This window comes from Peribacillus sp. FSL R5-0717 (genome assembly GCF_038002945.1).
GTDB lineage: Bacteria > Bacillota > Bacilli > Bacillales > DSM-1321 > Peribacillus > Peribacillus frigoritolerans.
Genome location: NZ_JBBOOF010000001.1, coordinates 4066331 through 4087750, shown reverse-complemented (window position 1 = coordinate 4087750; position 21420 = coordinate 4066331). Strand labels below are relative to the sequence as shown.

The following is a 21420-nucleotide window of genomic DNA, read 5'->3' as shown; positions in this document are numbered from 1 at the left end:
TCTCATTCATAGATTTAATTATCATTTTCAAAAAAAACGCAAAAAGGGCCCTCATCCAAAGGACGAGGAACCCGTGGTACCACCTTAATTAGCTAAATTAGCTCACTTTACGGCATTAACATGCCTATCTCCATTAACGATGAGATAATCGCCAAAGCCTACTCCGTTCATCCGTTTCGGTTTGGGGCTCGGAAGTCCATTCGCTTAATTTCGTTCACCAGTTTTCAGCAACCACTGGCTCTCTGCAGAACATCATTAAGGTACTCTTCTTCGTCACTGCCTTTATCTTTTTCTTGATTATTATGTTAAAACAATCTTTTCAGTAAGTCAATGGAGTTTTCGAAAAATTATATTTTTAATGTTTCATTTTTATCCATTCCCCGTCATCGATTCCTTTTGCCTTCTTAATGACAAGATAGGCTGAATAGGTGCTGACTGACTCGAACTCATCCGTATACTTTTTTTCATCCGCCTTGCCGGGGACTATTTCCTTGAATCTTCGGTAAGCCTTCATGAATTCTTCCTTTTGTATCTTATTTTCATAAGCCTTTTCTACTGCTTCAAAGAATTTTATCACATCTACGATTTCGTCAGTAGACCAATCAAGATCCATTGGATATTGATAATCCATATCCTAAACACGCTCCTTCTAGATAGTTTTTCATGTTGTCCGGCGGACCATGCATCATCAGTCTGCCCATTTTGAACGAATTGCTTCCGCCTGGTCGATAATCCGACTGAATAGTTCAGCAGTCGATGGTACATCATGAATCAGCCCCATCACTTGTCCAGCCCAGGCAAAGCCTTCACCTTCGACACCGTCATGAATATAACGCTGATTCGCTTTTCCACTTATGTATTCCTTCAATTGTTCATATCCGCCGTTTTCTTTTTCAATATCAAGAATCTTATCGGTCCAGCTGTTTGCAATTACCCTGGCTGGTGCACCAATGGACCGCTTGATGATAACGGTATCATTTTCCGTGCCGGAAACCAAGGCATTTTTATATAATTCATGTGCATGAACACACTCCTTGACAGCTATGAAACGTGTTCCCATCTCGATTCCTTCGGCACCAAGCGCCAACGCTGCCATCAAACCTCGTCCATCGCCAAAACCTCCAGACGCGATGACTGGAATTTTAACGGAGTCCACAACTTGAGGAATTAACACGGAGGTTCCAATATCATCACGCCCTAAATGTCCTCCGCCCTCCTGACCAACTACCATCACTGCATCTGCACCAAGCTGTTCAGCCTTCATTGCCTGCCTTCTTGCAGCAACAAGCACCAGTTTTTTCACTTGAGTGCCTTTAACGTAATCAAGAAAAGGGCCAGGGTTGCCGCCGGTTACGGAAACAGCTGCAATTCCCTCTTTCAAGGCTGCTTCAAGCATGTGTTCATAAGGCCTCCCATGCTGGCCGATCGCAAAGTTCACACCAAACGGTTTATCCGTCAATGATTTTGTTTTTCTTATTTCTTCTATCAGCTGCTCCGGGGTGTCCAAGGACATGGCCGTCACCTGCCCTAGCCCGCCTGCATTCGACACTGCCGCAGCCAGGTCGGCATATGCTAAATGGGCCAATCCCCCCTGTACAATTGGGTATTGAATACCTAACAAATCGGTCACACGCGTTTCCCACTTCAAACTCCTCATCTCCCTTTTCATTTGCTGGGTTGTTTATTTAGCTGAATCCAAATCATTAGCTTCATTATGGCAAATATTGTTTACCCGTTCAATTTTTAACTCACACATACAATATAAAAAAAGAAGAATTCTTGAGTAAATCAAGTTAATACTAGAAAAATGGATATTTATAAACTGCTGATAATTTTATTGGGCTCCTTAAAGACAAAGAGACATATATAAATTGTTTAAGTCAGGACATTAAATCACTCTAGGCATTTATTATAAGACGTGCTATAATTCATATGTTTTATGTCTATCCACAAGCTTACTAACCATACAAATGGAATCGGAGAAACATACGATCATTAATAGAAAGGGAGTAAAACCTCCCATATTTCGTACCTATTTTACTGAAAAGGGGCCACAAAGAATTGTCACAGAATGAAACACCCTTATACACTGCCTTATTGCAGCATGCAAAAAGAAATCCCGTTCAATTTCATATTCCAGGTCATAAAAAAGGAAAAGGAATGGACGCTGATTTCCGTAATTTCATTGGAGAAAATGCATTATCGATAGATTTAATCAATATCGCTCCACTCGATGATCTCCATCAGCCAAAGGGGATCATCAAACAAGCTCAGGATCTTGCCGCTGAAGCTTTTGGGGCAGATCACACATTCTTTTCCGTTCAAGGAACAAGTGGAGCAATCATGACAATGGTCATGACAGTCTGCGGACCTGGGGACAAAATCATCGTCCCAAGGAATGTACATAAATCCGTAATGTCTGCCATTGTATTTTCCGGAGCTGTTCCCATTTTCATCAATCCTGAAATAGACAAAGATTTGGGCATTTCACACGGAATCACCGTTGATGCCGTTGAAAAAACTTTAAGGGAACATAGCGATGCAAAAGGATTGCTTGTCATCAATCCCACCTATTTCGGCATTTCGGCTGATTTGCAAAAAATAGTGGAAGTTGCCCATTCCCACCAAATCCCAGTACTCGTAGATGAAGCACATGGTGTCCATATACACTTCCATGAAGACTTGCCGATGTCAGCCATGCAGGCTGGAGCGGATATGGCTGCTACTAGTGTTCATAAACTGGGCGGTTCACTAACGGGAAGTTCCATATTGAATGTTAAGACTGGATTGGTTTCCGCAAATCGTGTTCAAGCCATATTGAGCATGCTTACAACCACCTCAACCTCCTATATCCTTCTGGCTTCCCTGGATACGGCTAGAAGACAACTTGCGACAGTAGGCAGGGAAATGATCGATGAAGCGATCAATCTCGCAGGGTATATCCGTGAGGCCGTTAATGAGATTCCTTATCTTTACTGTGTCGGCAGCGAAATTCTCGAGAGCGAGGCAGCCTTTAGTTATGATCCGACAAAATTGATCATATCCATCAAGGAATTGAATATTACCGGATACGACGTTGAGAAATGGCTTCGTGAAAAGCATAATATCGAAGTGGAACTTTCCGACTTGTACAATATCCTTTGCCTGATAACACCTGGAGACACAAAAACAGAAGCGGACCTGCTGATCGCTGCGCTTAGAGACTTAGCGGATGAGTTTAAGGAAATGGCGGCTGAACATGAAAAGATCGAAGTTCTGCTTCCTGATACACCACCGCTGGCTTTATCACCCAGGGAGGCATTTTATGCAGAAACCGAAGTGGTTCCCATTGAGGAATCTGTCGGCAAAATCAGCGCTGAATTCATCATGGTTTACCCGCCTGGAATTCCGATCTTCATTCCAGGAGAATTGATTACTGAAGATAATATCAATTACATCCGGAAAAACATCGAGGCCGGACTTCCGGTTCAAGGCCCTGAGGACCCAGAGATAAAACATTTACGCATCATAAAAAATTGATTATCCCATCAAACCAGAGCAGAGTACTGCTCTGGTTTTTTTTAACCTTTTATTATTAAGCACTGGCTTCTATAAAAAGGGTGCTCCAGGTTACAACCCTGAAACACCCTTACATTCTATTAATCTTGAAATCTTTTTTCCATTTATTTTTCAGAGGCAGCTGTATCACAGCATTGGCAGTTGTGATTATGTGTGTATAATACACTTACTTTCTCATCTTCAAAATGTTCAATCGTGCTATTGCAAGTTTGACATACGATAGTTCCCATTTTTACAACCCCTTCCCCTATATTGTATGCATCATTGATATAATGTAACCGCTTTAAATGAATTATAATATAACACATTTATTATTTCAAGCTAAAAAGTATAACATATATACTTTTTCCCACTTAATGAACGATCATGTTGAAAGAAATGGATTCCAATCGTTCGTTAGACTGATTCTTTTTTTAGGCTCTTTTCATAAAGATTGTTGTTTTTAAAACGAAACTATTTAAGGTTGATTGGAGCGGAAGTGCGAGACTCCTGCGGGAGCAGCGGGACAGGTGAGACCCCACAGGCGTTTACGCCGAGGAGGCTCACCGCCCGCCCCGCGGAAAGCGAGCATCTGGAGGGGAAATCAACCACACCGCACTACTTGGTAAATAGCAATAAAGTATGCGAAAACAGCCTTTTTTAAAACACGGGAATTTATTTATAAACAAAGGGCCCTGGACTCAGTGCATAACACTCCTTGCTTTAGCATGGCAAGGTAAAAAAGGAATTTCGCCTTTTCATTTACATATAGATAGGTATATAATACATCCATAAAATGTTAAAATATTCTTACATCTTATCGATTGAAGGGGGATCCACATGTCTGAAAATGCCTATATCAAACTCGTTCCTGAGTCCGTGAAAGGAACTGTAACCATCGAAGACGTGAAAGAATTGCTGAACTATTATCAAATGATTACAGCGAAAACCGGAAAGCAATTGGATTGGGACTATGATAAGAAAGCATTTCCTTATGAAATGAAAGTACCGGAAAGAATGAAGGATAAGGCCATATATCTCCAAGCCAAAGAAGATCGATATCACATGATATTGATAGGAGTTGACCAAGAAGTCGTAAAGGATGAAGATGGATCAGATCGGATACAATCCTATATCCAATTCACCCTCCCTGAAACAGCAACTTTCGGTGATAAGGGAAAAGCTAATGAATTGTGCAAATTCCTTGCAAAGAAATTACGGGCGCAGCTGCATCTCTTCAATAAACGGGTAATGTATTATTATCCAAGGAAATAAAAAAACCTGCGTATGCCGAAATTGGCTCATGCAGGCGTTTCAATTAATTTTGGATCAAGGGACTCATAGCCTTTCTTTTGAAAACCTTTCACGATATCCTCTATCGCTTCACTCGTCCATTTCCGGTCATGCATCAGTAAGTTCGCCCCATTTCCCAAATAAGGGCTGTTCAACATGATTTCCGTTAAAGCTTTTTTATCCTGATACTCTTTTTCCCAGTCATAGCCGTAAGTCCAATTCATGACCAACATTTTTTCTTTCTCAGCGACTTTTTTTGAATGCTCGGTATTCGAACCAAATGGCGCCCTGAAGTACTTAGGGCGTACCCCTATTATTCCCTCAACCAAATTGTTCAATTTTACGATTTCCCTCTCTTGTTCCTTTTCGTTCAACTCTTTTAAATTTACATGGGAATACGTATGATTTCCTATGGAAAAACCCATTTCATGAATTTCTTTCAGCATCGCTTTATTTTCATCATTTTCAAGAAAGTGACCGTTCACGAAAAATATCGCAGGTACTTCTAGTCGCTTCAGGGTTTGGGCGATTGCCAGGGAATATTTATCAGGTGCATCATCAAATGTCAACAACACAACTTTCGGATTTGCATCCCCAATCGGTTTAAATGACCAATTCTCTTTATCCACCCGATATTCTGCCTTTACATTCCCTTCGCCAATTGTTTGTGACGTTTCTGTTTCCAAATCTTTCTCTTGCTGACTTTCATCTTGGACCGTTGTCGTCGTTTCGACACTTTTTTCACGCTCATTTTCAGTTTGATCGGAACTCGGGTCATTACAAGCCATCAATAAAAATGATACTAATGTAAATAATGCCACTACTTTGTTAAACATGATACCTCCGTGGTTTTATATGTCATCGAAGCTTACGTAAAAATTCAATATACGGGTACCAGCGTTTCCAAAAGGATTTGCAAAATCCCGTAACATAATAGACTTATCACGGTAACAAGCATGGTTCGTCTATTGGATTTTAAAATCATTTTACCAATGTAAATGGCTAGATAAGAAAAGACCAGAAACATGAATACTTTGAAAACGAATCGATCGTTAACAGACAGCCATTCAACTAATGTATACCCGCTCCAAACGATTAGTTGAAAGAGGATTACCAGATAATTTTTCAAGTGATCCACCCCATTTTAATATGAATATATCAGCCATTATCTTTTTATTGGCAAAAAATATTCTTTAACAAATCGCTCATCTTATTTTTTATCCTTTATGGCCTTTTTCAAACCCTTTCAAGGAAAAAAGTAAGAAGTCCTTTTTATAGCTTATGCCCTTTTTGTCCATTTCATTTAACTAGTGAGAAGAAATTCATGAATGGGGAGTCATCCTTCATTTTTTTAATCCGGCCAATAAAAAAAGCGTACTGCATTTAGCAGTACGCTTTATATATCTCAATTACTTAATGATGTGAATAGGAGTTCCAAGGGCAACTTCAGCAGCTTCCATTGTGATTTCCCCTAAAGTTGGATGTGCATGGATTGTCATCGCAATATCTTCGGCAGTCATTCCTGCTTCGATAGCCAAACCTAGTTCTGCAATCATATCAGAAGCGTTTGGTCCTGCAATTTGTGCTCCAATAACCAATCCGTCTTCTTTGCGAGTGATAAGCTTCACAAATCCGTCCGTATTATTTAATGAAAGAGCACGTCCATTTGCAGCGAATGGGAATTTAGAAGCAAGCGCTTCGATTCCAGCTTCCTTCGCTTCTTTTTCATTATAACCGACAGAAGCAAGTTCCGGTTCAGAGAAAACAACAGCCGGAATAGCAAGATAGTCGATTTCAGATGAATGTCCAGCAATGGCTTCAGCTGCAATTTTACCTTCATAAGAAGCTTTATGAGCTAACTGAGGTCCAGAAACGATATCACCGATTGCGTAGATGTTTTTCACGCTAGTACGGCATTGTTTATCCGTTTCAATCAAACCGCGGTCAGTCATTTTGATTCCGACTTGTTCCAGGCCGATCTCAGCAGTGTTTGGACGACGTCCAACTGTTACTAAAACGTAATCGGCTTCAACTTTTTTCTCTTCGCCTTTTACTTCATAAGTAACGGTTACACCTGTATCAGTTTCTTCCACGCCTTTAGCATTTGCTTTAGTAACAATTTCAGCACCTTTGTTTTTAAGGTTACGCTTAACAAGTGCTGCCATTTGTTTTTCAAAGCCTGCAGAAAGGATTTCTTCTGTACCTTCAAGGATCGTCACTTTAGTGCCAAAGCTAGCGAATGCTCCGCCAAGCTCAGTTCCGATGTAACCTCCGCCGATTACCACGATCGAACTTGGAACTTCTTCCAAAGCAAGAGCGCCAGTTGAATTAAGTACGCGTTTCGTATATTTAAATGACGGAATCTCGATTGGCGATGAACCAGTAGCGATGATTGCGTTTTTAAATGTATATGTTTGGGCTGAGTCATCATTCATAACACGGATGCTGTTTTCATCAACGAAATAAGCTTCGCCAGTTACAACATCAACATTATTGCCTTTTAACAGGCTGCTTACACCGCCAGTTAATTTTTTTACAACAGTACCTTTCCAAGCTTGTACTTTAGAAAAATCAACAGTAACTTTTTCTGCAAAGATACCCATATCTTCTGAATGCTGAGCTTCATGGAAACGGTGTCCAGCCGAAATTAAAGCTTTCGATGGAATACAGCCTACATTCAAACAAACTCCGCCGATTGTTCCTTTTTCAACGACCGTTACTTTCTGTCCAAGCTGTGCTGCGCGAATTGCGGCAACATATCCCCCTGGGCCTGAACCGATTACTAAAGTATCTGTTTCGATTGGAAAATCTCCTACTACCATTGTTTACGCCTCCATTAACAATAATTCTGGGTCGTTCAATAACTTTTTGATATGATTCAATGCATGTTGAGCTGTTGCTCCATCAATCATGCGGTGATCAAAGCTCAGTGATAATGCCAGAACTGGAGCGGCGATAATTTCCCCGTCGCGTACAATTGCTTTTTCGGCAATGCGTCCAATCCCTAGAATGGCAACTTCTGGATGATTGATAACAGGTGTGAACCATTGACCGCCTGCGGAACCGATATTCGTAATGGAGCAAGAAGCACCTTTCATTTCGTTAGGAGCCAATTTGCCGTCACGGGCTTTCGTCGCTAATTCGTTAATTTCTTGTGAAATAGCGAAAGTTGATTTACGATCTGCATCTTTTACAACTGGAACGAGCAGTCCTTTGTCTGTGTCTGCCGCAATTCCGATATTGTAATAGTGTTTATGGATAATCTCACTAGCTTCATCATCAAATGATGTGTTAAGCATAGGGAATTCACGCAATGCACTTGTTAACGCTTTAACAACATAAGGTAGGAATGTAAGCTTGATTCCTTTTTGTGCAGCAATTTCCTTGAATTTCTTACGGTGAGCAACCAATAGCGTCACATCGACTTCATCCATTAATGTAACATGCGGAGCTGTCTGCTTGGACTTAACCATTGCTTTTGCGATCGCTTTTCTCATACCGCTCATTTTCTCACGAGTTTCAGGATATTGCCCCTCTGGAATTGAAACTTTTTGTTTTTCAGTTGTTTCCGTATCATTTTGTTGTGAAGCTTCACTTTGAGCTGCTGGTTGCTGTGGAGCGGTTTTGCCGTTTTTGAAAGCATCAATGTCTTCCTTCATGATGCGGCCGTTATCCCCAGAACCAGTGATCTCACGAATATTTACCCCTTGTTCGCGTGCATATTTCCTGACAGAAGGCATGGCGATAATACGGCGTGAAGGATCTGCCTCAACCTGTGGCTGTGCTCCCGCGCCCGTTACTCCGCTATTTTCTTGAACCGGAGCAGCCTCTTTCTTGACTTCCTGTCCAGCTTCAGCAGTTGCTTGAACCTGGGCCTCCGTATTCTTCTCGCCTTCTGCCTTCGCTTCTTCTCCATGATCCCCTTTAAACTGAAGATTTTCATAACCTGGAGCATCGAATGTTACAAGTACATCGCCAACAACGGCAACCGTTCCTTCTTGAACAAGGATTTCTTCAACGGTACCTTCCACTGGTGATGGTATTTCAACAACGGCCTTATCGTTTTGAACCTCGCAAAGCACGTCATCTTCTTGTATCTTATCTCCTGGTTTTACAAACCATTTCACTATTTCACCTTCGTGTATACCTTCTCCGATATCAGGGAGTCTAAATTGGAATGCCACTGAGTTCAACCTCCTATATTAAATCATACTTAGTGCTTTGAATAAAGTCCTTTATCTTGCATTACCGTTAATGCAAAATCACTTTCCCGAGCAGGACATTCATTCCATTACTTAAGATTGTTAAAACTTCAAGACTTTAGTCGCCGTTTCAATAATGTCTTTATAATTAGGGAGCCATACTGTTTCAGCTTGTGAAAACGGGAATACCGTATCAGCTGCCGCCACGCGCAGTACTGGAGCATCCAAGCTCAAAATGGCACGTTCGTTAATTTCCGCTACGACATTCGCTGCTATGCCAGCTTGCTTTTGTGCTTCTTGAACAACGATAGCGCGTCCTGTTTTTTCTACTGAAGCAATGATTGTATCGATATCCAATGGTGATACAGTCCGTAAGTCGACCACTTCGACGGAATGACCATCCTTAGCCAATTCCTCAGCTGCCTTGATGGATTCCTGCACCATCGCACCATAAGTAATAATGGATAAATCCGTTCCTTCTCTTTTCACATCCGCTTTTCCTAATGGAATTGTGTATTCTTCTTCAGGAACTTCTTGACGGAAAGAACGGTACAATTTCATGTGCTCAAGGAAAATGACAGGGTCATTATCACGAATTGCTGAAATCAATAAGCCTTTTGCATCGTAAGGAGTGGAAGGGATAACTACCTTTAACCCTGGTTGCTGGGCCATTAAACCTTCTAAGCTATCAGCATGCATTTCCGGAGTATGGACTCCGCCCCCAAAAGGTGAGCGAATTGTAACCGGTGCACTGTAACGTCCGCCTGAACGGTAGCGCATACGAGCAAGCTGACCGCTTACGGAATCCATTACTTCATATACAAACCCAAAGAATTGAATTTCAGGAACAGGACGGAAACCTTGTAAAGAAAGACCGACCGCTAATCCACCGATTCCAGATTCAGCAAGAGGTGTATCGAATACACGATCTTCACCGAATTCTTTTTGAAGATTTTCCGTTGCACGGAAAACTCCTCCATTAAGACCTACATCTTCTCCAAAAACGAGTACATTCTCGTCATTTTTAAGTTCTGTACGTAATGCTTCTGTAATTGCTTGAATCATCGTCAATTGAGCCATGGCTTACTTCGACTCCTTCTCTTTATAAATTTCATATTGTTCTTTTAAGTTATAAGGCATTTCTTCATACATGATTTCAATTAGGTCTGTAACCTTTTGTTTAGGTTCTGCATCAGCCAATTTGATTGCTTCTTTAATATCTTCTTTGGCCTTCTCTATCGTTTCGTTTTCTAATTCTTCATTCCAAAGTTTTTTGCTTTCCAAGAATTTGCGGAAACGAACCAATGGATCTTTCAGTTCCCACTCGTTATCCATTTCAGAGGTACGGTAACGTGTCGGGTCATCCCCAGCCATCGTATGTGGTCCATAACGGTAAGTTAATGTTTCAATCAATGTAGGGCCTTCACCATTGATTGCACGTTCACGCGCTTCTTTAACGGCTGTATATACGGCCAACGCATCCATACCATCAACCTGGATTCCAGGAATACCTGCAGCCACACCCTTTTGGGCCAATGTTTTAGATGCTGACTGCAAATCAACTGGTGTAGAGATTGCGAAACGGTTATTTTGCACGATGAAGATAGCTGGCGCTTTAAAGGCACCTGCAAAGTTAATTCCCTCATAGAAGTCACCTTGTGAGGTTCCACCGTCACCCGTATATGTAATGGCAACAGCTTTTTTCCCGCGTTTCTTCAACCCAAGAGCAACTCCGGCAGCTTGGATATATTGAGCGCCGATTATGATTTGAGGAGAAATTACATTGACGTCTTCAGGAATTTGATTTCCCTTAAAATGACCCCGGGAGAATAAGAATGCTTGCCAAAGCGGCAGGCCATGCCAAACGATTTGCGGAACATCACGATAACCAGGCAAAATGAAATCTTCTTTTTCCAAAGCATACTGGGAAGCGATTTGAGAAGCTTCTTGACCGGCAGTCGGTGCATAGAAACCTAATCTGCCTTGACGGTTCAGTGATATGGAACGTTGATCCAAGATGCGTGTATAAACCATACGGCGCATTAATTCTTGCAATTGTTCATCACTTAAATCAGGCATAGCCGCTTCATTCACGACTTCTCCCTCTTCATTTAAAATTTGAAAAGTTTCAAATTGTTCTTCTACTTTCTTAAGCTGATCCTGAACATTAATTTTAGCTTGTTTAGTTTTTTGAGCCATTTGGCACCTCATCCTTTCATTAAAAAGGTTTGCTATTATTATTCTATAAAGCAAAAATAGTTTGCTTTTTAGTTTCTGCAACAATACATTCTTTTATTTTTCCCTTAAGACCAATCCTCAAACGTGGATATGCTTAATATGTCTCAATCTTATTCTGTACCATAAAAAAAATCAAGGAAAATGATACAAGAATTTTTATAGATTAAGTTTACAAGATGAATTAACATCAAGTCAATCACTTGGAGTTCCTAATAATTTTGATTTAATAGAATTTCCAACACTCATACTTCTTCTCTGTATTAGTTTTCAATTTACAACTGTACTATTAAATTTCCCTTATTTATCAATTTAAGGATGGCGAAGGATAACATTTCAATTCCCCAGCATATCCCATCGATTCCAAAACCGCTTTAACTAAAGGCATTTTAGTCTATAAAATAATATACCAACAAAATATTCAACCGCTTTCATCTAAGTCTGCTGTTAGATTTTTAATTATCGTTTTTTTTTAGTACAGGTATGAAAATTCCACATCAGGCTGGTTGCACAAAAAAAGACCATTCTAAAATTTTTTAGCCAAAAAAGAACTGGATTGAAAAAAATATGGGCTGTGAGTGAGGATCACAGCCCATATTTATATTAATTTGTTGAATCCGCCATTTCTATGCCGGAACTATCATAAAAACTTTCTTTTTTTTGATTTGATTTTTCCGTTAATGCATTAAATTCCTCATTCGCTTTCAAAACTTTTGTATAAGAGGTATTTATTTTCTCGATTTGCACTTGTAATTCATCCATTTTCAAATCCTCTTTTTTGAAAAGCTCATATAATTCACGATCATAAGCGAGACTTTGTTGATAGGCATCATATAAATCATCATAGGTGCTATAGCGCTCACTCATGATCTTTTTCATTTCAGTCGCTTCTTTTTTTATCTTTTCGTCCTCTATTTTCCCGATTTGTTCATCTATTTGATTGAATTGTTCTTTTGAGGATTGCATACTGCTTTGTTCCTTTTCAATTATTTTTTCCCTTTCGTCGATATTCTTGGTTGCTTCATCTGAAAGCTCGACGATCTGTTCATAATCGTCCAATCCAAGTTTAATGATTTTCTCATATTTTTCTTTTTCTTTTTTCTCCAAATCATTAAGCGGCTCTTGATTCTCGGTGAAATCACTTTCCTTTTCTGCAGTTTTCTCCAGGATTTTGTGGATTCTTTCTTCCGGTGAACCATTAAAACAACCAGTCAAGATCACTAAAGAAAGAAGTAAGATAACAAATGGACCAAAACGTTTCAACATAGACAACTCCTTCTGATAGTTCTTTGAAGATTCATGTTCCTCAATTCATTCTTAAGCCGCAGACATTTGTTACAATCATATTCCGAGCAGGTTTTTTTCATTACTGGGCGCTAGCCTACACCCTTTAAACCATACTGCATAGGCTGTAGGGACCGTTTCAAATTTGAATGGTCAGCATTTTAATAAATACAAAAACGGAGGTATGAAATTATGTATGGAGGTTTCAACCAAGAATGTTGTTATCCGGTTTCCGCTGCACCCAGCTATGGATATGGCGATGGTGGAGGCTGCGGCTTTGGAAGCGGCTTTGCCCTGATCATTGTCCTGTTCATTCTGTTAATCATCGTCGGCGCGTGCTTATGCTAACCAGGTAATTACTATTACCTTTACCCGAAAATGTTAACGATTTACCCTGATTCACAAAAAATGATAATATTTTTTAAATAGACCAACATGCAAATAAAATAATGGCAGGGATAGGAAATCATCGACTTGATTCCATCCCCTCCATTTTTCTTTCATTAAACCATTCATTAACTTTCAGCCTTTTTTTTGTTAAAATAACCCTATACATATTATAAGAATTTTTATGAGGTGAAAGATTATGCTTACCATGGATGATTTTGTTAATGAAGACGATCCAATCCTAAGGCAAGTCGCGGTAGAGGTTCCGCTTCCGGCATCAAATGAAGATAAGCAACTTTTAGCCAGCTTGATGGAATATGTCCAAAATAGCCAGAAACCTGATATTGCTGCTCTATACGGGTTAAGGGCAGGAATTGGCTTGGCTGCACCACAGGTTAATGTTTCAAAAAGGATGATTGCGGTTCATTTAAAAGAAAAGGATGATCAACTTTATAGCTATGCACTTTTCAACCCTAAACTCGTTAGCCATTCAGTCGAAAAAGCATACTTGACATCCGGAGAAGGCTGTCTTTCCGTAAATCGTCCAGTTTCCGGCTATGTGCCACGTTATGCCCGAATAACGGTTGCGGGTACGGACCTGGAAGGAAAATCGGTTCAACTCCGCCTGAAAGGCATCGCAGCCATTTGCTTTCAACATGAAATCGACCACCTTAATGGTATCATGTTTTATGATCATATCAATCCGGAAGACCCCTATGCCATTCCGGAAAATTCAATTGCGGTGGAAAGGTAACGTAATAGGCAAAACCCCCGTCTGTTGGTTGACGGGGGTTTTATTTTTTATATCAGTTCAAGTTCCTTCAAACCAAAAAGTATGCCATCATCATCGACATCCTTCGTTACAAAGTCGGCCTCTTGCTTCACAAGCTGACCGGCATTCCCCATAGCCACGCCATATCCCGCTACTTTTAACATCTCTATATCGTTTAAGCCATCTCCAAAGGCGTAAACATCCTCAAGAGCAAACCCGACTTTTTCCATTAATATTTTAATGCCTTCAGCCTTTGAACCCCCGAATGGAAGTACATCCGTCGAATACTCATGCCATCTAATGAAGTGAAAATCATCATATTTCCCAACAAAGTTCCCTTCTTCAGCTTCCGAACAGAATAATAAGGCTTGGTATATATCATGGTCCTCATAAAAATCCGCCACATGTTCAGGGTGGGGAAACTTAAGGCTGCTCAATGCTTCTTCAATTCTGTTATGATGCGGAACACTCGATTTCATTGTCTCCTCATTCATGAACACGATCGGTATTTCATTTTTTTCAGCATGTTCGTGAAGGCGTTTTATCTCAGGTATGCTCAAAGGGTTTTTATAAACGACTTTCCCTTCAAAAACAACGTATTGTCCATTGAAACTTACGAATGTATCGATGCCAAGCTCTTCCCTTAAAGACTCGAACATGAACGGAGCCCTTCCTGTGGCAATCGCTACAAAAACCCCGCTATCCTGTAGTTGCTTAATGGCTTCTTTTGTTGAAGCAGGTAACTTTTTTTCATGATCAAGCAATGTTCCGTCAATATCAAAAAATACGATTTTCACTTGCGATTCACTTCCAATTCATTCATTTTTTCCGTTTTAATATGTAACCATTTAATAATTGTCATCAAGATAAGTCAAGTAACTCTACCGGACCCAACTCAAAGTTACGTTTTTTATTCAGGAATGGGCATATACTATTCTTAATAGAAACCAACTCAGGCTTTCCAGATTACACTTCTCCCATCCTTCTGCCTCTTAAATCCCAGTTGCTTGTTTGAAAGAGCCTTTTTTTTCAAAAATGGGCCATGTACCTGTAAAGACGTATTTACATTATTGAATAATCCTATACAATAATAATTAAGGGAGCGTGATCGCCATGTTAAAAAAGCTTCGTAAAAAGCTTGTTAAACAGTGGAATGATCTTTTAAGAAAAAAATCTATCGCATGATTTGCCACTCATTCCTGCCTTGGCCGTCATCCATATGCGAATTTTTTTCGGACAGCCCTTCAAAAACTTGCGGAGGGCTTCTTCCTTGTTGTAAAGTTCTTGTTAGGCATTCTTTCTATCTTGGCTTTTATATGGTCTGGTGAATACATATTTCAATCAAAATATGAGTCGCTGTGTTTTCATGAAACGCTGCACACAGCGGTACCGTATTAATTTAGAAAGAAATCGTTTAAAAAAAGATCCCATGATTTAAGTTTTACACATGGCAAAAACGGATAGGATATAAGATAGAGGAAGCTACAATTGGATTGATACCAGATTCGGCCATCTATTTTTTTATATACTTTTAGACATTGGTATATTTAATTCATCAAACCCCTTCCGTTTTTATGGCGGAGCTGGGTTTATTTTTACATGATGTTGAAAAACATGAAAAAATTGTTGTTTTTATATATAATGAAAAAAGCAATGCAAACAAGTGAGGAGAGATTAAAATGGTTTTTAAGGTATACTATCAAGTAACCATATCAGAGGTTCCCATCAGGGAGAATACTAAAACAATGTTTGTCGAAGGTGAATCCGTTCGTGACGTTCGTTTAAAATTAAAAAAAGAACCTTATAACGTAGAAATCGTACTACCCGTAACCGGAGCATATTTAGAATATGAAAAACAAAATGAAGATTACAAAGTATTGGAGCTATAATTTATGAAATTCGTAAAAAACGATCAAACAGCTGTATTCGCCCTGGGCGGTTTAGGCGAAATCGGTAAGAACACATATGCTGTTCAGTTTCAAGATGAAATCATCATCATTGATGCTGGAATTAAATTTCCTGAAGATGAACTCCTCGGTATTGACTATGTGATTCCAGATTACAGCTATTTAGAGAAAAATGTAGATAAAATCAAAGGTGTCTTCATTACCCATGGTCATGAAGATCACATTGGCGGGATTCCTTATTTACTTAGAAAAGTGAATGTCCCTGTATACGGCGGGAAGCTTGCACTTGGACTGCTCCGTAATAAATTGGAAGAACACGGCCTTTTACGTCAGACAACCATGATTGAAATCAGTGAAGATGAAGTGATCAAGTTCCGGAAAACGTCTGTCTCTTTCTTCCGTACAACTCACAGTATCCCTGACTCATATGGAATCGTCGTAAAAACCCCACCTGGACAAATTGTCCATACTGGTGATTTTAAATTCGACTTCACCCCAGTGGGTGAGCCTGCAAACCTGACCAAGATGGCTGAAATCGGTAAAGAAGGTGTATTGTGCTTACTCTCGGATAGCACAAATAGTGAAGTGCAGAACTTTACTATGTCCGAAAGCCGTGTCGGTGATACCATTCAAGACATTTTCCGCAAGGTTGACGGCAGGATTATTTTTGCAACGTTTGCATCGAACATCCATCGCCTTCAGCAAGTTGTAGAAGCAGCCGTGGCCAACGGCCGTAAAATAGCCGTTTTTGGCCGAAGCATGGATTCAGCCATATCAATCGGACAAGATCTTGGTTATATCGTAGCGCCTAAAGATACATTTATTGATGTACAGCAATTGAATCGTATGCCTGCGAATAAAGTAACCATCCTTTGTACAGGCAGCCAAGGTGAACCAATGGCAGCACTGTCGCGCATAGCGAACGGCACTCACCGTCAAATTCAAATCATCCCTGGTGATACGGTAGTATTTTCATCTTCACCCATCCCAGGTAACACAATCAGCGTTTCCAGAACGATCAATCAATTATATCGAGCAGGAGCAGACGTCATTTCAGGTCCTCTGAATGACATTCATACTTCAGGACATGGCGGACAGCAGGAACAAAAGCTTATGCTCCGTCTGATAAAACCAAAATTCTTCATGCCAATCCACGGTGAATACCGTATGCAAAAACTGCATGCCCGCCATGCAGTCGATTGCGGCGTTCCGGAAGAAAATTGCTTTATCATGGATAATGGTGAAGTTCTTTCCTTAAGTGAGAACACAGCTCAAATCGCTGGTAAAATCCCTTCAGGTTCGGTTTATATCGATGGAAGCGGCATTGGGGATATCGGTAATATCGTTCTCCGTGATCGTCGGATTCTTTCCGAGGAAGGCCTTGTCGTTGTTGTGGTCAGCATCAATATGAAGGAATTCAAAATTGCATCCGGTCCTGACATCATCTCACGCGGATTTGTTTATATGAGAGAATCAGGAGACCTTATCAGCGATGCTCAATCCTTGATCACAAAGCATTTAAATAAGGTGATGGATCGCAAAACTACTCAATGGTCTGAAATCAAAAATGAAATTACAGACACTCTATCTCCATTCCTATATGAAAAAACGAAACGCCGTCCGATGATCCTGCCGATCATCATGGAAGTGCAATAAATAATAGAAGCCCAGCCATCATTTGGCTGGGCTTTTTTTGTTTAGGTTTGTAAATCCCCCACCTTGAATTCCACTCCAGGCACTCATTTTCCCCGGCGCCTTAGAAGCCTGTGGGGGGCTCCCTTACACGTCTCCGCAGGATCTCGAATACCCGCTCCAAACAATTTTGTTTTAAAAGTTAGATAGAACTCCTTTTGTCTACAGTCTTTCTTGTTTTAAAAATGGAAAGCTTCCGAAAGTAAAACTGATAAGAAGCATGTATTTCTTGATTCCACACTGTCGAAGTGCCGGAAACACGAGTGTTTATCATGTACGCAAAAATAAAAAGGGAATTGAAAAATTGTTGATGCAGGCTATTCTCTATAACTCCTTAAGATCCAATTAAAAAACAAAAAGGTTTCGGAATGAGGCCATTCCGAAACCTTTTTGTTTTTCCTTTGATAAAAGCGCTTCTCGATTTTAGCAGGACGCTTACTTATTCCACAATTTTTTTTTCAAAGCGATTGATGTCCGAATCCGCGCCGATGACGATCAATATATCACCTTTATGTATTAAATCGCTCGCCTGTGGGGAAACATTAATTTCGTTCCCTCTTTTGATTGCGACTATATTCAGTCCATAGTGGGCACGGATATCAAGGTCAATTATCGAGTTTCCATTCATCTTTTGGCTTGCAACAATTTCGACGATGGAGTGTTCATCAGAAAGCTCCAAATAATCGAGAATATTATTGGAGACGATATTATGGGCAATCCTTCTCCCCATATCCCGTTCGGGGTGCACGACATAGTCGGCCCCAATTTTACGAAGAACCTTCTCGTGATAATCATTTTGCGCTTTAACCGTAACATTTCCGACACCCAATTCCTTAAGCATGAGAGTCGTCAATATACTGGCTTGAATATTCTCGCCAATCGCTACAATGACATGATCAAAATTTCGAATCCCTATATTCCTTAGTACATTTTCATCTGTCGTATCCCCTACTACGGCATGTGAAGCTATTCTGGCAAATTCATTCACTCGATCTTCGTCGGCATCGATAGCCAGAACCCCTAATCCTTCTTCAGCTAATGTCTTGACTATGCTGCCGCCAAAACGGCCAAGTCCAATCACCGCAAATTCTTTTTTCACAATAAGCCCTCCAACGTCATTCGTTCTTTCTTTAGAGCATGTTCTGCACTGAAAATCATTTTTATGCTTCGCTTCCTTTAAACGTTATATAATCCGTTAAGTGATCGATCGCGAGTTCAATGGCTTTTTCGTCCGGGCTTAACTTGGCGTGATGCAATCCGTATTCCGATGAAACCCCCAGCCAGAACATGAATCCCGGAATCTCCTTTAACATATAACCAAAATCTTCGCCAGTCATTGCTTCAGTACATTCATGCAAATGAACAGCAGTTGACTTCTCTGTGAAATCCATGAATTCCCGGGTCAACCGCTCTTCATTATATACCTGATGATACATCGCGCCATAGTCGATTTCAGCCAAGCACTCATATCCTACTTGTATACCATCCACAAGCGCTTTTATCCTAGACTTGACCTTTACCATCGATTCGGGGTTAAGAGTGCGTATTGTGCCCTCTAACCGCGCTGTCTCCGCAATAATGTTTTGAACGGTGCCTCCAGTAATCTTCCCAACTGTAATGACAGCTGAATCTAGCGGATTGACATTCCTGGAAACGATTGTTTGAAGCTGCCCTACAAGCGAGCAGGCCGCAATGACCATATCATTTGTTTCATGCGGATAGGCTGCATGTCCTCCTTTCCCCCTCAAATCGATGAATAATTCAGATGTATTGGCAAATAGAAGCCCTTCTTTAACGGCAATCGTCCCAACTGGATACTCCGGAGCAATATGTAAAGCAAGAATCATATCAGGCTTCCATTTTTTCATCGTTTCCGATTTAAGCATTGGTTCAGCTCCGCCAGGACCCTCTTCTGCAGGCTGGAAGATGAATAGCAAGTCATCATCGATCGGATTTTCCGTGAAATATGTCAATAATCCCAAACCTATGCTCATATGAAAATCATGACCGCAGGCATGCATATATTCCTCGTGGTTGGATGCAAACGGCAATCCGGTTTCCTCTTTTATCGGCAAACCGTCTATATCAGCCCTGTAGCCAATGGTTTTTCGCGGGTTCATCCCCTTCACTTTCACGAATATCCCAGTTCGCCATGTTTCTATTTCCATTCGCTCCTGGGCCAGATTCGTTATGTAATTCAGTAGGTATTGCTGCGTCTTGAATTCTTTGAACCCTATCTCCGGTATTTGATGCAGATCACGCCGGATCTTGGCAAAAGGGTTTATTTTCACATTATTCCCTCCCTATACAGAAAGCGTGGATATAGTTATCCACGCTTCAGGCAATATTCACTAAAGAAATTAAAGTTGACGAAGTTCTTGCATGATTTCTGTTTTTGATTTTGTTTTTTCGTCAATTTGTTTAATGACCCTCGCCGGGATACCAGCAGCCACGGAGTATGGAGGAACGTCTTTCGTTACGACGGCACCGGCAGCGACAACGGAACCTTCTCCGATTTTGACACCTTCCAGTACGACCGCATTGGCTCCGATCAATACATCATCTTCCAAAATGACCGGTTGTGCGGAAGGCGGCTCGATGACACCTGCTAAAACGGCACCAGCACCTACGTGACAGTTTTTGCCCACTGTTGCACGTCCGCCCAGTATTGCGTTCATGTCGATCATTGTACCTTCACCGATGACAGATCCAATATTGATTGATGCACCCATCATGATGACTGCGTTATCTCCAATGGAAACTTGGTCACGGATTATTGCGCCTGGCTCGATACGGGCTTTGATGCCTTTTAGATCCAATAAAGGAATGGCAGAGTTACGACGATCATTTTCAACTACATGATCCTCAATTTTTGTTCCTGCTGCATTGATCGCTTCTTCGATTTCAGACCACTCACCGAATACAACCCCTGTATTTCCTGTTATGAAAGTTTTAGAAGCTGGACCAAAATCCAGGCCTTCTAAATCGCCTTTGACATATACCTTTACAGGTGTGGATTTTTTACTATTCGAGATAAAAGAAATAATTTCGTTTGCATCCATTTTATTCATTCCGGGTAAACCTCCTAAATATGTATCATTACTCGTTTTAAATTTACCAGACAACAGCCGGCAAGACAAGTTGAATGTCACTCATATATATTATTCTGCCCTATTGACATTTTCGTCGGCGGACCTATAACATTCCTTGGTCGCGAATATGCTCTTTAACCACTTCCGTGAATGCCTGGACTTGCTTTAACTGGAAGGCAGATTCATAGCCGCAAAGCCATGTATCACGTTCGATTGAGTGGTTATGCCCATCCAGTAGAGGGATTTTAAATACATTCGTATCTTTATCATGTAAAGTGATGGCTGGCAGGATCGCATATCCAATACCATTAAACACCATTTGTTTGCATGTTTCGATTTGATCAACGACTATGGTGTTTTTTGGTGTCGTTTGAAATTGCCGATGCCACCAATCTTGAATTTCCTGATAATAATTCGAATCGCTCTTAAACTGAATGAATGGACGGTCAGTTTCGAAGACTTGATTCAGTTCCTTCATTTCAGTATCCACCAAATACAGCATATCCGTGAATAAATGCTGTTTTACGCCTTTCCAATCCGGTGCTCCCCTTATGATGCCAATATGCACTTGCCCTTCATACAAAGACTTTAAAATCTCACTGCTCCAGCCAGTGATCAAGGAAATTTTTGCATACGGATATTTTCGGACGAACTTTTTCAATACTTGCGGCAGCCAATTTTGACCGACAATCGAGGCACAGGCTATTTTCAAAGTGCCATATACTTCATGGTCCATGGCTTGAATACTTTCCCTGACCTTCTCTTCTTTTTCTATAACCTCATTGGCCAAACGAATTACCGCTTCACCTGCAGGCGTCAGTGACAGCCCTTTTTGTGAACGCAGAAACAGTTTCGAGCCCCAATCCTTTTCTATTGATTGTAAACGCTGGGATAAAGCCGGCTGGGAAACGAACAACCGCTCAGCTGCTTTTCTCATATTCATTTCCTGAGCAAGCACTGATAATAAATGAAATTCTGAAAATGACATACACACCAACCTCTTGATAATTAAATCTTAT

Annotated in this window: 21 protein-coding genes and 2 other annotated features (1 of these 23 running past the window's edge); of the genes, 6 read left to right on the top strand and 15 right to left on the bottom strand. The window is 40.6% G+C overall.

The genetic code is table 11. From position 1 onward, the window contains the following. Positions 1 to 19 (bottom strand) — a binding site (T-box leader) (it extends 217 nt beyond the left edge of the window). 36 nt (positions 20 to 55) lie between these two features. Then, positions 56 to 286: a binding site (T-box leader), on the bottom strand. A 69-nt stretch (positions 287 to 355) separates the two neighbouring features. Both NYE65_RS19755 and NYE65_RS19750 read right to left on the bottom strand, forming a co-directional pair. Next, positions 356 to 631, bottom strand: coding sequence for a UPF0223 family protein (locus tag NYE65_RS19755; protein WP_048687073.1), 276 nt, complete (start codon positions 629 to 631; stop codon positions 356 to 358). 57 nt (positions 632 to 688) lie between these two features. After that, the gene (locus NYE65_RS19750; protein ID WP_063591715.1) at positions 689 to 1648 is read right to left on the bottom strand and encodes an NAD(P)H-dependent flavin oxidoreductase; all 960 of its coding nucleotides are present in this window, start codon (positions 1646 to 1648) and stop codon (positions 689 to 691) included. 413 nt (positions 1649 to 2061) lie between these two features. Here NYE65_RS19750 and NYE65_RS19745 point away from each other — a divergent pair, with 413 nt between their 5' ends. Next, entirely contained in the window at positions 2062 to 3519 is a 1458-nt protein-coding gene (locus NYE65_RS19745; protein ID WP_063576939.1) for an aminotransferase class I/II-fold pyridoxal phosphate-dependent enzyme, read from the top strand. A gap of 143 nt (positions 3520 to 3662) precedes the next feature. On the opposite strand, the gene NYE65_RS19740 is transcribed toward NYE65_RS19745, so the two are convergent. Then, a complete protein-coding gene (locus tag NYE65_RS19740; RefSeq protein ID WP_081108747.1) occupies positions 3663 to 3788 on the bottom strand; it encodes a GapA-binding peptide SR1P in 126 nt (41 codons plus the stop codon). Positions 3789 to 4377: 589 nt separating this feature from the next. Here NYE65_RS19740 and NYE65_RS19735 point away from each other — a divergent pair. Beyond that, the gene (locus NYE65_RS19735; protein WP_095389975.1) at positions 4378 to 4812 is read left to right on the top strand and encodes a DUF1885 family protein; all 435 of its coding nucleotides are present in this window, start codon (positions 4378 to 4380) and stop codon (positions 4810 to 4812) included. 26 nt (positions 4813 to 4838) lie between these two features. On the opposite strand, the gene NYE65_RS19730 is transcribed toward NYE65_RS19735, so the two are convergent. The 7 genes from NYE65_RS19730 to NYE65_RS19700 all read right to left on the bottom strand — a co-directional run bounded on the left by NYE65_RS19730 (position 4839) and on the right by NYE65_RS19700 (position 12533). Beyond that, the gene (locus NYE65_RS19730; protein ID WP_340861504.1) at positions 4839 to 5666 is read right to left on the bottom strand and encodes a polysaccharide deacetylase family protein; all 828 of its coding nucleotides are present in this window, start codon (positions 5664 to 5666) and stop codon (positions 4839 to 4841) included. A 44-nt stretch (positions 5667 to 5710) separates the two neighbouring features. Beyond that, positions 5711 to 5968 (bottom strand): hypothetical protein, encoded by a 258-nt coding sequence (locus NYE65_RS19725; RefSeq protein ID WP_306804763.1) that lies wholly within the window; start codon positions 5966 to 5968, stop codon positions 5711 to 5713. A gap of 271 nt (positions 5969 to 6239) precedes the next feature. Next, positions 6240 to 7652 (bottom strand): dihydrolipoyl dehydrogenase, encoded by a 1413-nt coding sequence (lpdA, locus tag NYE65_RS19720; protein ID WP_053534295.1) that lies wholly within the window; start codon positions 7650 to 7652, stop codon positions 6240 to 6242. A 3-nt stretch (positions 7653 to 7655) separates the two neighbouring features. Continuing rightward, complete coding sequence (locus tag NYE65_RS19715) at positions 7656 to 9014, bottom strand: dihydrolipoamide acetyltransferase family protein (RefSeq protein ID WP_034314061.1); 1359 nt, start codon at positions 9012 to 9014, stop codon at positions 7656 to 7658. A gap of 120 nt (positions 9015 to 9134) precedes the next feature. After that, positions 9135 to 10112 (bottom strand): alpha-ketoacid dehydrogenase subunit beta, encoded by a 978-nt coding sequence (locus tag NYE65_RS19710; RefSeq protein WP_034314063.1) that lies wholly within the window; start codon positions 10110 to 10112, stop codon positions 9135 to 9137. Between the two features lie 3 nt (positions 10113 to 10115). Further along, the gene (gene pdhA, locus NYE65_RS19705) at positions 10116 to 11231 is read right to left on the bottom strand and encodes a pyruvate dehydrogenase (acetyl-transferring) E1 component subunit alpha (RefSeq protein ID WP_340861503.1); all 1116 of its coding nucleotides are present in this window, start codon (positions 11229 to 11231) and stop codon (positions 10116 to 10118) included. Between the two features lie 639 nt (positions 11232 to 11870). Then, complete coding sequence (locus NYE65_RS19700) at positions 11871 to 12533, bottom strand: YkyA family protein (protein WP_098184697.1); 663 nt, start codon at positions 12531 to 12533, stop codon at positions 11871 to 11873. A gap of 210 nt (positions 12534 to 12743) precedes the next feature. Here NYE65_RS19700 and NYE65_RS19695 point away from each other — a divergent pair, with 210 nt between their 5' ends. Then, complete coding sequence (locus NYE65_RS19695) at positions 12744 to 12899, top strand: YjcZ family sporulation protein (RefSeq protein WP_063576945.1); 156 nt, start codon at positions 12744 to 12746, stop codon at positions 12897 to 12899. Positions 12900 to 13137: 238 nt separating this feature from the next. Beyond that, positions 13138 to 13692 carry a peptide deformylase gene (gene def, locus NYE65_RS19690; RefSeq protein ID WP_053534293.1) on the top strand — a complete coding sequence of 185 codons (555 nt, stop codon included), beginning with the start codon at positions 13138 to 13140 and terminating at the stop codon, positions 13690 to 13692. A gap of 47 nt (positions 13693 to 13739) precedes the next feature. On the opposite strand, the gene NYE65_RS19685 is transcribed toward def, so the two are convergent. Beyond that, positions 13740 to 14507, bottom strand: a complete 768-nt coding sequence (locus tag NYE65_RS19685; protein WP_340861502.1) for a Cof-type HAD-IIB family hydrolase — start codon at positions 14505 to 14507, stop codon at positions 13740 to 13742. Positions 14508 to 15389: 882 nt separating this feature from the next. Here NYE65_RS19685 and NYE65_RS19680 point away from each other — a divergent pair. Both NYE65_RS19680 and rnjA read left to right on the top strand, forming a co-directional pair. Next, positions 15390 to 15599, top strand: a complete 210-nt coding sequence (locus NYE65_RS19680) for a DNA-dependent RNA polymerase subunit epsilon (protein WP_034314070.1) — start codon at positions 15390 to 15392, stop codon at positions 15597 to 15599. 3 nt (positions 15600 to 15602) lie between these two features. Beyond that, positions 15603 to 17273 carry a ribonuclease J1 gene (rnjA, locus tag NYE65_RS19675; protein ID WP_034314071.1) on the top strand — a complete coding sequence of 557 codons (1671 nt, stop codon included), beginning with the start codon at positions 15603 to 15605 and terminating at the stop codon, positions 17271 to 17273. A 475-nt stretch (positions 17274 to 17748) separates the two neighbouring features. Here the strand turns inward: rnjA and NYE65_RS19670 are convergent, their stop codons facing one another. The 4 genes from NYE65_RS19670 to NYE65_RS19655 all read right to left on the bottom strand — a co-directional run bounded on the left by NYE65_RS19670 (position 17749) and on the right by NYE65_RS19655 (position 21389). Further along, positions 17749 to 18408 (bottom strand): potassium channel family protein, encoded by a 660-nt coding sequence (locus NYE65_RS19670; protein WP_057279020.1) that lies wholly within the window; start codon positions 18406 to 18408, stop codon positions 17749 to 17751. A gap of 61 nt (positions 18409 to 18469) precedes the next feature. Next, positions 18470 to 19594 carry an N-acetyldiaminopimelate deacetylase gene (locus tag NYE65_RS19665; protein ID WP_082201306.1) on the bottom strand — a complete coding sequence of 375 codons (1125 nt, stop codon included), beginning with the start codon at positions 19592 to 19594 and terminating at the stop codon, positions 18470 to 18472. A gap of 75 nt (positions 19595 to 19669) precedes the next feature. Next, the gene (gene dapD, locus NYE65_RS19660; protein WP_328178322.1) at positions 19670 to 20380 is read right to left on the bottom strand and encodes a 2,3,4,5-tetrahydropyridine-2,6-dicarboxylate N-acetyltransferase; all 711 of its coding nucleotides are present in this window, start codon (positions 20378 to 20380) and stop codon (positions 19670 to 19672) included. A gap of 124 nt (positions 20381 to 20504) precedes the next feature. After that, positions 20505 to 21389, bottom strand: coding sequence for a LysR family transcriptional regulator (locus tag NYE65_RS19655; RefSeq protein ID WP_034314080.1), 885 nt, complete (start codon positions 21387 to 21389; stop codon positions 20505 to 20507). Between the last annotated feature and the right edge of the window lie 31 nt (positions 21390 to 21420).

Coding starts and splice junctions, on each gene's coding strand:
- NYE65_RS19755 (WP_048687073.1), bottom strand. CDS start 631: ATGGATTATCAATATCCAATGGATCTTGATTGGTCTACTGACGAAATC.
- NYE65_RS19740 (WP_081108747.1), bottom strand. CDS start 3,788: ATGGGAACTATCGTATGTCAAACTTGCAATAGCACGATTGAACATTTT.
- NYE65_RS19735 (WP_095389975.1), top strand. CDS start 4,378: ATGTCTGAAAATGCCTATATCAAACTCGTTCCTGAGTCCGTGAAAGGA.
- NYE65_RS19730 (WP_340861504.1), bottom strand. CDS start 5,666: ATGTTTAACAAAGTAGTGGCATTATTTACATTAGTATCATTTTTATTG.
- lpdA (WP_053534295.1), bottom strand. CDS start 7,652: ATGGTAGTAGGAGATTTTCCAATCGAAACAGATACTTTAGTAATCGGT.
- NYE65_RS19710 (WP_034314063.1), bottom strand. CDS start 10,112: ATGGCTCAATTGACGATGATTCAAGCAATTACAGAAGCATTACGTACA.
- pdhA (WP_340861503.1), bottom strand. CDS start 11,231: ATGGCTCAAAAAACTAAACAAGCTAAAATTAATGTTCAGGATCAGCTT.
- NYE65_RS19700 (WP_098184697.1), bottom strand. CDS start 12,533: ATGTTGAAACGTTTTGGTCCATTTGTTATCTTACTTCTTTCTTTAGTG.
- NYE65_RS19695 (WP_063576945.1), top strand. CDS start 12,744: ATGTATGGAGGTTTCAACCAAGAATGTTGTTATCCGGTTTCCGCTGCA.
- def (WP_053534293.1), top strand. CDS start 13,138: ATGCTTACCATGGATGATTTTGTTAATGAAGACGATCCAATCCTAAGG.
- NYE65_RS19680 (WP_034314070.1), top strand. CDS start 15,390: ATGGTTTTTAAGGTATACTATCAAGTAACCATATCAGAGGTTCCCATC.
- rnjA (WP_034314071.1), top strand. CDS start 15,603: ATGAAATTCGTAAAAAACGATCAAACAGCTGTATTCGCCCTGGGCGGT.
- dapD (WP_328178322.1), bottom strand. CDS start 20,380: ATGAATAAAATGGATGCAAACGAAATTATTTCTTTTATCTCGAATAGT.
- NYE65_RS19655 (WP_034314080.1), bottom strand. CDS start 21,389: ATGTCATTTTCAGAATTTCATTTATTATCAGTGCTTGCTCAGGAAATG.